The sequence below is a fragment of the Thalassococcus sp. BH17M4-6 genome (assembly GCF_049323015.1).
GTDB lineage: Bacteria > Pseudomonadota > Alphaproteobacteria > Rhodobacterales > Rhodobacteraceae > Puniceibacterium.
In genome coordinates this window covers 73,970-86,111 of the sequence record NZ_JBMPGU010000001.1, presented here as the reverse complement: position 1 = coordinate 86,111, position 12,142 = coordinate 73,970, and the positions used below count along the sequence as shown (strand labels likewise).

General features: G+C 65.7%; 11 protein-coding genes. 9 read left to right on the top strand and 2 right to left on the bottom strand.

Features of this window, described 5'->3' with window-relative positions; translation table 11 throughout:
- Positions 1–128: 128 nt before the first annotated feature.
- On the bottom strand, positions 129–2,078 hold the full coding sequence (locus tag ACOXXX_RS00400) for a vWA domain-containing protein (protein WP_422824559.1): 1,950 nt from the start codon (positions 2,076–2,078) through the stop codon (positions 129–131).
- Complete coding sequence (locus ACOXXX_RS00395) at positions 2,075–2,614, bottom strand: RNA polymerase sigma factor (RefSeq protein WP_422824558.1); 540 nt, start codon at positions 2,612–2,614, stop codon at positions 2,075–2,077. The genes ACOXXX_RS00400 and ACOXXX_RS00395 overlap by 4 nt, the downstream gene beginning before the upstream one ends.
- 250 nt (positions 2,615–2,864) lie before the next feature.
- On the opposite strand from ACOXXX_RS00395, the gene ACOXXX_RS00390 reads away from it, so the two are divergent.
- From ACOXXX_RS00390 to ACOXXX_RS00350, 9 genes are all read left to right on the top strand, one after another.
- On the top strand, positions 2,865–3,683 hold the full coding sequence (locus ACOXXX_RS00390) for a M12 family metallopeptidase (protein WP_422824557.1): 819 nt from the start codon (positions 2,865–2,867) through the stop codon (positions 3,681–3,683).
- Positions 3,684–3,732: 49 nt separating this feature from the next.
- Positions 3,733–4,908, top strand: coding sequence for a S1 family peptidase (locus tag ACOXXX_RS00385; protein ID WP_422824556.1), 1,176 nt, complete (start codon positions 3,733–3,735; stop codon positions 4,906–4,908).
- Positions 4,905–6,272, top strand: a complete 1,368-nt coding sequence (locus ACOXXX_RS00380) for a peptidoglycan-binding domain-containing protein (protein WP_422824555.1) — start codon at positions 4,905–4,907, stop codon at positions 6,270–6,272. Before ACOXXX_RS00385 ends, ACOXXX_RS00380 begins: the two co-directional genes overlap by 4 nt.
- A 38-nt stretch (positions 6,273–6,310) precedes the next feature.
- Positions 6,311–8,116 carry a di-heme-cytochrome C peroxidase gene (locus ACOXXX_RS00375; protein WP_422824554.1) on the top strand — a complete coding sequence of 602 codons (1,806 nt, stop codon included), beginning with the start codon at positions 6,311–6,313 and terminating at the stop codon, positions 8,114–8,116.
- Between the two features lie 9 nt (positions 8,117–8,125).
- Positions 8,126–9,385, top strand: coding sequence for a cytochrome P450 (locus ACOXXX_RS00370; protein ID WP_422824553.1), 1,260 nt, complete (start codon positions 8,126–8,128; stop codon positions 9,383–9,385).
- A 133-nt stretch (positions 9,386–9,518) separates the two neighbouring features.
- Positions 9,519–9,785, top strand: coding sequence for an amidophosphoribosyltransferase (locus ACOXXX_RS00365; RefSeq protein ID WP_422824552.1), 267 nt, complete (start codon positions 9,519–9,521; stop codon positions 9,783–9,785).
- 36 nt (positions 9,786–9,821) lie between these two features.
- The gene (locus ACOXXX_RS00360) at positions 9,822–10,463 is read left to right on the top strand and encodes an SDR family NAD(P)-dependent oxidoreductase (protein ID WP_422824551.1); all 642 of its coding nucleotides are present in this window, start codon (positions 9,822–9,824) and stop codon (positions 10,461–10,463) included.
- Between the two features lie 198 nt (positions 10,464–10,661).
- Positions 10,662–11,447, top strand: a complete 786-nt coding sequence (gene surE / locus ACOXXX_RS00355) for a 5'/3'-nucleotidase SurE (protein ID WP_422824550.1) — start codon at positions 10,662–10,664, stop codon at positions 11,445–11,447.
- On the top strand, positions 11,444–12,088 hold the full coding sequence (locus tag ACOXXX_RS00350) for a protein-L-isoaspartate(D-aspartate) O-methyltransferase (RefSeq protein ID WP_422824549.1): 645 nt from the start codon (positions 11,444–11,446) through the stop codon (positions 12,086–12,088). Before surE ends, ACOXXX_RS00350 begins: the two co-directional genes overlap by 4 nt.
- Positions 12,089–12,142: the final 54 nt, after the last annotated feature.

Here is a 12,142-nt window from a genome sequence, read left to right as displayed (position 1 = left end):
ACTGGAACGCCCCATGTCGGGGGGATGCCACCCGCTGCGGCCCGGGAACAGCGGTCTTGGCCGCGTTCCATCCCAAGGTGCTACCGCGCCGCCCCGGCGGGGCGGCGCGGCATCAGGTGCCGAAGGTGCTATTGCCTTGCCGCCTGCAGCGCGGCGGCCAGGCGCATCAGTTCGATCGCCTCGGTGCGGTAGCCAAAGGCATCTTCGCCGCGCGCCGACACGGCCAGCGCTGTCGCGTCGTCCAACCCCCAGTCACCCAGGTATTTGCCGTCGCGCAAAAGCTGGCCGAAGCCCGCGATGGCGGTGGCAAAGCGCACATCGGCATCCGCCGCCGCCACCGTGTTGGCAATCGGGGTTTCGATCAGCTGGCTGGTTGCATCCCCGGGGGCCTTGTAGCGCAGGCGCAGGAAGCCAAGCTCTTGGGCATCGCCGGTCGCAGCCGCCTCCCCGTACCGCAGCGGCGCGTTCAGCACCGCATCCGACCCCACGGGCGTCACCTCGTAGAGCGCGGTGACCGAATGGCCCGCGCCGATCTCGCCCGCGTCGACGGCGTCGTTAGCGAAATCCTCGCGCGCCAGCGCCCGGGTCTCATAGCCGATGAGCCGGTATTCCGCGACCGCGGCGGGGTTGAATTCCACCTGGATCTTGACGTCGTCGGCGATCGGAAAAAGCGCGCCGGAAAGCTCGTCCACCAGCACCTTGCGTGCCTCGGACAGCGTGTCAATATAGGCCGCGCGCCCGTTGCCGTTCTGCGCCAGCGCCTGCATCGTCGCATCGTCAAGGTTGCCGCGGCCAAAGCCCAGAACCGATAGATAGGTGCCGCCCTCGCGCTTGTCGGCGATGAAATCCTCGAGCGCGCCGGGGTCGGACAGCCCGACGTTGAAATCGCCGTCGGTGGCCAGCAGGACGCGGCTCAGCTCGCCCTCGCCCTGCATCTCTTCGGCCACCGCATAGGCCTGCTGCAACCCGGCCTGCCCGGCGGTCGACCCGCCGGCCTGCAGCCCGGAAAGGGCGGCCATGATCTTGCCCCGCTCCGCCGCAGGTGTCGGTTCCAGCGCCAGGCCCGCACTGCCCGCATAGGTGACGATGGCCACCTCATCCTCGGCGCGCAGTTCGGCCAGCATCAGCCGGAACGACTGCACCAGCAACGGCAGCTTGTCGGAATCCTGCATCGAGCCCGAGGTGTCGATCAGGAACACCAGGTTCAGCGGCGGACGGTCGGCCACAGCGGGCATTTCCCCCTGCAGGCCGATGTGCACCAGCCGGGTGCCGTCGTTCCACGGGGCCTGAACCACCGACACCGCAGGCCGGAACGGCGCGTCTCCGGGTTCGGGCGCGGCATAGTCGTAAGGGAAGTAGTTGATCATCTCCTCGATGCGCACGGCGTCGGGCGGCGGCAACTGGCCGCGCAGAATCGACGACCGCACGATGCCATAGGAGGCGGTGTCCACGTCGATGGAGAAGGTCGAAACAGGGTCTTCGGCCGTGACCTTCAGCGGGTTGGGATCGGCATTGGCAAAGGCCTCGGTGTCTGCCTCCGCCATGACCATCAGTTCAGGGCTGGCACGGGACGGCGACGGCGGCGCAAGATAGCTTGTCGCGGCATCGCCTTGCGGCGCGGTCTTCATCTGCACCCGAGGGGCCGGCGAAGGCATCGACTCTGCCATGATGCCGCCGGTGACGGCGCCTGGCGATGGCGCATCGGCCATCGCCAGAGGATCCGCAGGCTGGCGCAGGCGCGGGCTTTCCTCGACCTCTGTCGCCACCACCGGCGTGGGGGCGCGCGAAAACTCCCCAACCGGCAGCACCACGAACAGCGCCACCGACGCGGCCACCAGCGATGTCGTGCCCACCAGGGCCTTGCGGGATGTCATTTCAGCAAACATGCGGATCACTCCTGTCATCAGCCCGCCCCCCTTGGGCGTGCTTTCAGGTGTGTGACGCACCTCAGACCGCGATCCTTGGAGGGCGTCGAAATTTTTCTGCGCCAGCGCCAGATGCCGCGCCTTGGCATCGCGGTCCGGTTCCGGCGTCGCGGCCTGCATTGCCGCCCGCAGCTTGTCCAGTTCGTCGGTCATTGCCGTACCTCTTGCTCTGCCATGGCGCGCAGCCGTTTGCGGATCTCGGACATGCGCCACGACACCGTGCCTTCGGACACGCCGAGGATGGCGGCGGTGTCCGCATGGCTTTGATCCTCGCTGACCACAAGCACCGCGGTGTCGCGCAGATCGTTGGGCAGCGCGGCCATTGCGGTGGTCAGCCATGACAGCGCCTCCGTGGTTTCCGCCGCCTCGGCCTGCCGCGCCAGTTCCACCTCACCCCAGCCGCTGGCGGCGCGTGCGTGGCTGGCCCGGCGGCGGCGCAGGTCGTGACTGGCGTTGACAACGACGCGGTAAAGCCAGGTGGTGAACCGCGCCTGCCCGCGCCAGCCCTGCAGCTTGCCGGGCAAGGCGGCGCAGATGTCCTGCGTCAGATCCTCGGCATCGGCGCGGCTGCCCGACAAGCGAAAGGCCAACCGGAAGATGCGATCATAGTTCCGTTCGACCAGCAGGCCAAAGGCGTCCCGGTCCCCCCGGGCCGCAGCTTGGGCCAGATCCTCGTCGGTTGCTGTCATGCGCATCACAATGGGTAGGACGCGCGCGGCGGGTCAATCCTTGGCGCGAGCCGGAAATTTTTTACGTCACCCCGGTGGCGGGCGCTCGCGGATGCCGACCCCTCCGCGAAATTTCGCTTTGTGGTTGTGGCACGCGATGTTACGCTTGGCGTATTAGTACCGAAAACCGTTTTTGCTGAACATATTGGGCCGCCGTTGGCCCGGACTGGATTGCCTTATGGATCGCTTCCGTTCCCTCTTGGCGCGTGTCTTGCCACTGCTTTTCTGCCTTGCCGCCCTGCCCGCAAGCGCGCAGGACGCAACCAACCCGACGCCCGAGCATGCGCCGGATGCCGCCACCCGCGCGGACAATACCGCGCCTGACGACACCGCCGAAGCGCCCGACACCCCTACCGAGCCCTCCGGCGCGCTCGGCGTATTGCCTGCGCCGGAACTGCCGGATTTCTCTGCCCCCCGGGACGACGGCGACTTTATCGGTCGTCTGACAGAGGAGCAGGAAAAGAACATCACCGACCGCGCCTTCCCCCTGCGCACGGCGATCTGGGACAGCCCCGAGATCTTTGTCTGCTGGGAGGATATGTCGGACGAGTTTGCCGAGGCCCGTGCCACCGTGCAGGCGGCAGTGGAAAACACCTGGGCCGCCGCCTCGGCGCTGGAATTCTTTGGCTGGGTGCAGTGCCGCGAGGAGATGGGCGGTATTCACATCGCCATCGAGGATGACGGCCCGCATGTGAAGCATCTGGGCAAGTTCATAGACGGCATGCCGAAAGGGATGGTGCTGAACTTCGTCTACGACATCTGGACGCCGGGATGTCAGGACCAGATGGACTACTGCAACCGGGTGATCGCGGTGCATGAGTTCGGGCATGCCATCGGCTTTGCCCATGAACAGAACCGCCCCGACACGCCCGGCGAATGCGACCAGGCGCAGGGCGAGATGGGCGACGACACCAGCCTGACGCCCTGGGATCCGGATTCGGTGATGAACTACTGCAACCCGGTCTACGGCAACGATGGTCAGCTCAGCCCGCTAGACGTGGCGGCCGTACAATACATTTATGGGAAGTGAGGCCGTGAAATATCTGATATCCCTTCTCTTTCTATGCGCAAGCCTGGGCATGGCCCGGGCGCAGCAGGACCATCACGAGGTTGTGCGCCCCGGCCTCGTCAGGCTCAGCGCGGTTGGAACCGCCTCGGCCGACGGGCACGAGCTTCTCGGGGTGCCGGGTGGCGTCAAGGCGCAGGCGACCGGCTTTTTCGTGGGCAACGACGGCTTTATCCTGACCACCCGGCATTTCCTCGAACCGCTGGAAAAGGCCGGTGCCAAGCAGGTCAAATTCACCGCCTCGCGCAACAACGATGGATCGAACGCCTTTCCCCTGCTCATCGCGTCCGAGCTTGAGCGTGTCGATCTGCTGCTGATGAAGGCCAAGCTGCCGTTCGACATGGAAAAACCGCAGCCGCTGCGGATCGGGCGCACCAGTTCCTATGACCGCAGCAATCCCTCGCCGCTGTTCACCTCGGGATTTGCGGGCGACACCTACCGCCGCAAGACCGCCGATTACAACGATTCCGAAAGTGGCGATTTTCCCTATGCCTGGTCGCTGAACCTGGAAACCGACAGCGGCCAGAGCGGCAGCCCGGTCTATGACGGCGACGGTACGGTGCTGGGGGTGATCAAGGGCACGGTCGATCAGGCCAGCGGGCTGACGCTGATGATCCCCATCGAATTCGCCATGCCGCTGATCGGGCATATGGAGATTGACCGGCTCAACCAGCAGGTGACGCTTCTGCGCAAGATCATCGGCAAGATGACCCAGGACGACCCTCCGCTGCACGACCGGCTGGAAGAGATCGAGGACAACATGACCGAACTGGGCAGCCGCTTCGACTGGAACGTCGAAACCGCGCCCGACGGCACGCTGCGCATCCGCTATGAAAAGCTCATCGGCGGCGGCGTGCAGGTCGACGGCATCTTCATCAACATCCGGCCTTTCCTGCGCTTCAACGACGGCGACGACACGGTCAGCCGCGCCGGATCGCCGCTGCGGCTGAACCCGAACCAGAACTTCTTTGAACGCGAACGGCTGGATGACAATGCCCGCGTCGGCGAATTCATCATCCCGGAGGTGCACCAGAAGCTCGAGACGCTGGCCAGCGTGCTGGCCGACGTCAAGCTGGAAGAGCCGTTTCGGAGCCTCGACGTGACGGTTGTGCCGTCGGTCGACGGCACCAAGCTCGAGCCGCGAAAGATGTCTGTCGTGCCCGATTTCGAATGGAACCTGACCCCATGATCCCCCTGCCCCTGTCCCTGATCCTGAGCGCGGCGCTTGCCCTGATCCTGACCACCCTGCCCGGGGCGCCCGCCGCCGCGGGGCCGGACTTTTCGCCGGTGCAGACCCTCACGGTCGAAAACCGCACCGCGCTCGATATCACGCCCGACAAGGTCTATCTGCAGGGCGACGATGCCTATGTGCTGGGCACCAATGCGGCGGGCGCGTCGGTGATCGAGCTGCGCGACGGACAGACCCTGCAGGCGCTGACCAGCGTGACGCTGAAGATGGCGGCGGACGATCTGGCCATCGACCCGCGCGGGCGGGCCGTCTATGCCATCGTCAACGATGGCAAATCCTCCTATGTCGCCGTCTTCGACCGCAAGCTTGAACGGATCGGCGGGCTGAACCTGCGGCGGCTGCTGCAATATGCGGTGCTTTCGGCCACGCCGGACGATTTCCTGACCATCGGGGCGCTGCGCACCGACAGTTCCGACGGGTTTTTCGGTGTGGTCGACGTGAACGACCCCACCGATCCGCAGTTTCGTCAAAGCTACCGCGCGTCGGACGCCTGGCGTGGCGTGACAGGGGCCTGGTTCGATGCGCAGAACCTGACGCTTTTCGCCAATGCCGCCTGGGATTCGCGGCTGCAGGCGATCAGCGTCGGCAAGGAACGGATCCTGAGCGAGGTGAGCGAGGAAAGCGCCAGCAAGACCGCGCGCCAGCCCTATGCAACCTTCCCGCTGTTGGGCAACCTGCCCTGCCGGTCGGGCCGCGGCACCAGCTTTCTGGTCGCCGACATGGGGCTGCAGGTGCTGTCGCTGGTGGATTACAACGACCTTTTTCAAAGCCTCGACCCGCAATCCACGGTCAGCTTTTCGCTGGCGCCGACGCGCGCGATCTCTCCGGTTCTGCCGGGCACCAACATGCGCGAACCGGCGGGGCTGGTCTCGGCTTCATGCGATCAGTCGGTGATCCTGGTGGGCAGCCGGCTCAGTTTCGAGATCGACCAGTTCGCCCGTAACGACGGCCTGTCGATCCTCGAACTTGTGGGCACCGTCACCCTGCCCTTCCTACCCTCCGACCTCGATGTGAGCGAGGACGGCAGCTATGCGCTCGCCACCTCGGCGCGGGACAACAGCCTGCTGCGGCTGGCCGCCACCGACGGCGGCAGCGGGTCGGTGCGGATCATCGGCGATCCGGATGTGCGCGAATTGCAGCGGCTGCTTACGGAAATCGGCCTGCCGGTGGGGTCGATCGACGGTCTTGTGGGGGCCAACACCCTGCGCGCGACCGCGCTGGCCGAAAAGCAGCTGGGCATCCAGCTTGACCCGCAAAACGATCTTCAGGGCTCTATCGATCTGCTCAGACGCGCGACGGAGTGAGCCGGTATTTTCCATTCCTTATTGACGCAGGACATGCCATGACCCGCAACAGATTTTCCGCCAAACTCATTTCTCTGGCCCTTCTGGCCCCGCTGATGACTGCCGCCTGCTGGGATGACACGCCCGACCCCGCCGACCTGGTGCAGGGCTGGACACCCGAGAACCGCAGCGACTGGTACTGGGCCACGCAAGGCTCGCGCCTGATCCCTGAGGCGTGGTGGAACGCGCTGGAGCAACCAGACAGCACCACGCCGTTCCGCGACATGGACAACCTTCTGGCTTATGGCTTTATCGCGCCGCCCGACGGCAGCGGCGTCGATCGGCCCATCGGTTTTGCCAAGGACATCCAGGCCGACACCGATTTCGTCAACACCGGCCTGCGCTGGTACGACGGCCAGCAAGGCGGCGATGACACCGCGGAAACCTGGATGGGGCTCAATTGCGCGGCCTGCCACACCGCCCGCGTGACCTATCAGGGCACCGACATGGTGATCGACGGCGGACCCAGCCTGCTGGATTTCCAAAGCTTCATCGAAGGATTGGACGACGCGCTCAAGGCCACGCGCGACGATCCCGAGAAATGGGAGCGGTTCAATGCCGCCGTGCTCGACGGCAAGGACACGCCGGAAAACCGCACCATGCTGGAGGACGCCTTTGGCCAGTTCCTGGCCTGGCAGATGCTGACGGACGAGATGAACGAAACGCCGGTGCGTTACGGCTTTGGCCGGCTGGACGCGGTGGGCCATATCCTCAACAAGATCCTGATGTTCACCGGGGCCGAGGCGAAGGACGGCAACGCCGCCAACGCGCCGGTCAGCTATCCCTTCCTTTGGGACATCTGGCGGCAGGAGCGCGTGCAGTGGAACGGCGTGGCGGCCAATTCCCGGCTGAACCTGCCCGGCGACACGCTGGAATACGGTGCCCTTGGCCGCAACACGGGCGAGGTCATGGGCGTGTTCGGCGAGGTACTGATCAAACCCAACACCGGCACTGCCGACACGATCAAGGGCTTTCAGTCCTCGGTCAAGGTCAACAACCTGATGCGGATGGAACAGATTCTGCAGGCGCTTGATGCCCCCGCCTGGCCCGAGGCCTTTCCGCCCATCGACACCGATCTGGCCGCCGCCGGAGAGCCGCTGTTCCGCGAACATTGCGCCGATTGTCACCTGCTGCCCGACATGCAGGAAGAGGGCAAGCCGACGGAAGTCATGGTGCCGTTCGAAAAGACCCCGCGCGAGGAGCTGACGGACATCTGGATGGCCTGCAACGCCTATGTCTATCGCGGCCCCACCGGACCGCTGAAGGGGTCGAAGGACAACAACGGCGACGTGATGGAAGAGATCGAGCCGGTGGCCAACATGCTGGGCGCAACGGTCAAGGCCTCGCTCATCGGTGCCAAGGGCGACCTGATCGCCGAGGCGGTGCCGACCTTCTTTGGGGTGCGGCTGCGCCCGGACGTGACCATGGCCAAAAGCCCCTTTGACCCCCGCGCGGGCGAACGCGCCGAATGCATGCGTGCCAAGGACGTGCTGATCCTGGGCTACAAGGCGCGCCCGCTGGACGGGATCTGGGCCACCTCGCCCTACCTGCATAACGGATCGGTGGCCAACCTGTACGAACTGCTGCTGCCTGCCGACGAACGGATGACCAGCTTTACCGTCGGCAATTACGAATTCGATCCCGAAAAGGTCGGCTACGTGACCACCGGCGGCGGGTTCGAACTGGTGACGCGCCAGGGCGCCCGGGTGGTCGAAGGCGATTCCAACAAGGGCCACGAATACGGTGCGTCCGGGTTCACCGAAGAAGACCGCCGCGCGCTGGTGGAATTCATGAAAACGCTCTGAGGGGACCAGATGACCGATTACCTTGCCCGGCTTGACGCCGCCGCCCCGGCAGAGAAATGGAAACTGGCGCGCGGGTTCCTGTTCGACGAACCCCTGCCCTTCTTCGCCCAGATGCGCGCCGAACGCCCGGTCTACGTGACCGACGACGTGACGCTGGTCTTCCGCTTTGACGACTGCACCAAGGTGCTGCGGCGGCCAGAAACCTTTGGCGTCGACCTCTACAAGCCCAAGCAGGGCGGCTATTTCATGGCGCAGGACGACACCGCCGGTCACTGGCGCGAAAAGTCGATCATGAAGGCGATCCTCGATATCGAGGACGTACCGAAGATCCGCGACTGGGTGCGCAACACCACCGATGCAATCCTCGATGACGCCGGCGGCCGGATCGAGATGGTGCGCGGCCTGTCGCGCGGCGTGCCGGTCAAGCTGGTGCAGGACTGGTTCGGCTTCACCCGATCAGACCCCGACAAGCTCATCGACTGGTCCTACTGGAACCAGCAGGACGCGTTCTGGAACCAGCCGTTCGACCATGTGGTCGAGGGGCTGGATCAGGCAGGAATCGTGAAGAACCGCGAACAGGCCAACGTGATGATGGCGATCTACCTGGGGCGCCTGGTGCTGCGCCGGTCGGCGGCCGTGCGGTTCGGCAGCCGCAAGGACGACCCGGTCTCGCGGCTTCTGCGGCTGTCGTTCAGCGACGGCGTCGATTTCGGAGTAAAGGACGTAGTCTTCAACGTCGGCGGGCTTCTGATCGGCGCGGTCGAGACGACGTCACACACGGTCTGCAACGCGCTGCAGGTGCTTACAGCCGATCCCGACCTGCACCGACGGGCACGCGACGCGGCACTTGGCGGGCGGGCCGAGGACTTCGACGGCTACGTGTGGGAGGCGCTGCGCTACAAGCCCGCCTTCCCGTATTTCTTCCGCACCTGCCACCGCGATACGCCGATGGCCATGGGCACGGCGCAGGAAACGCTGGTCCGCAAGGGCACCACGGTTCTGGCCGTCACGCACAGCGCGATGTTCGACGCCGCGGCCTTTCCCGATCCCCACGGGTTTCTGTCGGACCGCGATTTCAGCGATACCTTCACCTTTGGCCAGGGGCTGCACAGCTGCCTGGGGCGGCATATCTCGGGCGTGATGGTGCCCGAAATCGTGCGCCAGATTCTGCGCCGCCCCGACCTCGCCGTCGGCGCGGGACCGGACTATGACGGCACGTCGGTGCCGCAAAGCTGGCAGATCAGCTACGACAGCGGCGCGGGGAACTAATAAAACCTGAATGAAATCAGGACGCATCGGCGGAGCCTTGCCACCGCCCCGGCGCTCCGTGCGTGCCCCCCTTTTATCATGCTGCGCCGCGGCATACCTGCACTGCAAATCCACAGACAGCAGATGCAACACCATGGCAGAAACTCCTGACACCACCGACACCCCGGCCATCGTGGCCGAAAACGCAACCCGTGAAACCGACGCCAACCTCGACGCGCTGATCCTGCTGGGCACCTTCGGGCCGCAGGACAACCTGACCGCACTTCTGCGCCTGTCGAACGGCAAGATCGCCAAGGTCTCCCGCGGCGACGAGATCGGCGGCGACACCGTGATCGCCATCGACGAGGGGCGGCTGGCGCTGGCGCAGAACGGCACGGCGCACTGGCTGGCCATGCCGTGAGTTGACAGTGCCCCGGGTTTCGGCTTTGACGCGGCCATGACGCAAAAGATCGCCCTTGTCACCGGTGCCTCGCGCGGGCTGGGTTATGCCCTGGCGCTGGCGCTTGCCGAAACCCACCACATCGTCGCCGTCGCCCGCACCGTGGGCGGGCTGGAAGAGCTTGACGATGCGATCCAGGCGGAGGGCGGCCAGGCGACGCTGGCGCCGATGGACATCACCAAGCCCGACGCCATGGCGCAGCTTTGCCGGTCGGTCTATGACCGCTGGGGCAAGGTCGACCTCTGGGCGCATACGGCCGTGCACGCCGCCCCGCTGACGCCCGTGGGCCATATGGATGCCCGGGACTGGGACAAGAGCCTGACCATCAACGCAGGTGCCATGGGGCATCTCGTGCCCTACATCGCGCCGCTTCTGGGCAGCGAGGGCACCGCACTTTTCTTCGACGATCCGCATGCGGGCGAAAAGTTCTTCGGGCATTACGGGACCACCAAGGCGGCGCAGATTGCTCTGGCGCGCAGCTGGCAGGCGGAATCGGAACGGATCGGGCCCAGGGTGCGCATCCTGACACCGCGCCCGATGGCCACCGCCACCCGCGCGCGGTTCTTCCCCGGTGAGGATCGCAGCGTGCTCGCCCATCCCCGTGACGAAGCGGCGCGCCTGCTGGCCGACCTGGATTGAGGGGCCAGCCCCTCAAACTCCCCGGAGGATATTTGCCAAGAAGAAGCAGGAACCGGCGCTGAAGCCGGAAAGCGCTCGGGCTTTCTTCTTGGTCAAAATACTCCCGCCGGAGGCATCCGGCATCGGCCATCCGCCCGGCCGGCTTGCCCCTTGCAGCGCAAAGCCATATGCAGTCGTAAACCACGGACAGGCGGGATCATGCGCATTCTCATCACCAATGACGACGGGATCAACGCGCCGGGCCTCGCGGTACTGCGCGAGATCGCGACCGATCTGGCCGGACCCGAGGGCGAGGTCTGGACCGTGGCCCCGGCGTTTGAACAATCGGGCGTGGCGCATTGCATCAGCTACACCCATCCGATGATGGTCAGCCGCATGGACGCGCGGACCTATGCCACCGAGGGCAGCCCGGCGGATTGCGTGCTGGTGGGGCTCCATGACGTGATGAAGGACGCCCCCCCCGACCTGGTGCTGTCGGGCGTGAACCGCGGCAACAATTCCGCCGAAAACGCGCTTTATTCCGGCACCTTGGGCGGCGCGCTTGAAGCCGCATTGCAGGGCCTTCCGGCAGTCGCGCTGTCGCAATACCTGGGCCCCGACAATGTCCGCGCCGACGACCCGTTCGAGGCGGCGCGCCTGCACGGAGTCGACACCCTGCGCCGTATCCTTGCGCATGATCCGCCCGGCGAATCGGAGTACCGCACATTCTATAACGTCAATTTCCCGCCCGTGCCGGCCGCAGCGGTCAGGGGCACGCGCGTGGCGCCGCAGGGCCTGCGGCAGGGCACATCCTTCAGCGTGGAGCCCGCCACCTCGCCCTCGGGGCGGCGGTTCCTGTGGATCCGGGGCGGCGACCAGCGCGCCGCGACCCGCGCTGGCACCGATGCGCAGGTGAACCTTGATGGCTATATCTCGGTCACGCCGATGCGGGCGGATCTGACCGCGCATGACATGCTGGACAGTCTGAAAGACGCCTTCGCATGACCGACGACGCGGAACGCAAGATGCAGTTCCTCTACGCGCTGCGGTCAAAGGGCGTGACCGACAAGGCGGTGCTGTCGGCGATGGAAAAGATCGACCGGGCGCCCTTCATTCGCGGCTATTTCACCGAGCGCGCCTATGAGGACATGCCGCTGCCCATCGCCTGCGGGCAGACCATCTCCCAGCCCTCGGTCGTCGGGCTGATGACCCAGGCGCTGCAGGTCAGCGCGCGGGACAAGGTGCTCGAGGTCGGGACCGGGTCGGGCTACCAGGCGGCAATCCTGTCGCAGCTGGCGCGCCGGGTCTATACGGTCGACCGGCACATGCGGCTGGTGCGCGAGGCGCGGAGCGTCTTTGACGCGCTCAGCCTGACCAATATCACCGCTTTCACCGCGGACGGATCGCACGGCCTGCCTGACCAGGCGCCGTTCGACCGCATTCTTGTGACCGCCGCCGCCGAGGACCCGCCCGGGCCGCTCTTGGCGCAGCTCAAGATTGGCGGTATCATGGTGGTGCCCGTGGGCCAGTCGGACGCGGTGCAAAGCCTGATCCGTGTTACCCGGCACGAGGCGGGTTATGAATACGATGAGTTGCGCCCCGTGCGCTTTGTGCCGCTGGTCGAAGGTCTGGGCAAGGACAGCTGACCGGCAAATGCAGTCATGACGTCCCGGCGACAAGGGGCGCGCCTGAGGATATCG

Excerpts from the sequence above, each read along its gene's own strand:
- ACOXXX_RS00400 (WP_422824559.1), bottom strand. The coding sequence starts at position 2,078 with ATGACCGACGAACTGGACAAGCTGCGGGCGGCAATGCAGGCCGCGACG.
- ACOXXX_RS00395 (WP_422824558.1), bottom strand. The coding sequence starts at position 2,614 with ATGACAGCAACCGACGAGGATCTGGCCCAAGCTGCGGCCCGGGGGGAC.
- ACOXXX_RS00385 (WP_422824556.1), top strand. The coding sequence starts at position 3,733 with ATGGCCCGGGCGCAGCAGGACCATCACGAGGTTGTGCGCCCCGGCCTC.
- ACOXXX_RS00380 (WP_422824555.1), top strand. The coding sequence starts at position 4,905 with ATGATCCCCCTGCCCCTGTCCCTGATCCTGAGCGCGGCGCTTGCCCTG.
- ACOXXX_RS00375 (WP_422824554.1), top strand. The coding sequence starts at position 6,311 with ATGACCCGCAACAGATTTTCCGCCAAACTCATTTCTCTGGCCCTTCTG.
- ACOXXX_RS00370 (WP_422824553.1), top strand. The coding sequence starts at position 8,126 with ATGACCGATTACCTTGCCCGGCTTGACGCCGCCGCCCCGGCAGAGAAA.
- ACOXXX_RS00365 (WP_422824552.1), top strand. The coding sequence starts at position 9,519 with ATGGCAGAAACTCCTGACACCACCGACACCCCGGCCATCGTGGCCGAA.
- ACOXXX_RS00360 (WP_422824551.1), top strand. The coding sequence starts at position 9,822 with ATGACGCAAAAGATCGCCCTTGTCACCGGTGCCTCGCGCGGGCTGGGT.
- surE (WP_422824550.1), top strand. The coding sequence starts at position 10,662 with ATGCGCATTCTCATCACCAATGACGACGGGATCAACGCGCCGGGCCTC.
- ACOXXX_RS00350 (WP_422824549.1), top strand. The coding sequence starts at position 11,444 with ATGACCGACGACGCGGAACGCAAGATGCAGTTCCTCTACGCGCTGCGG.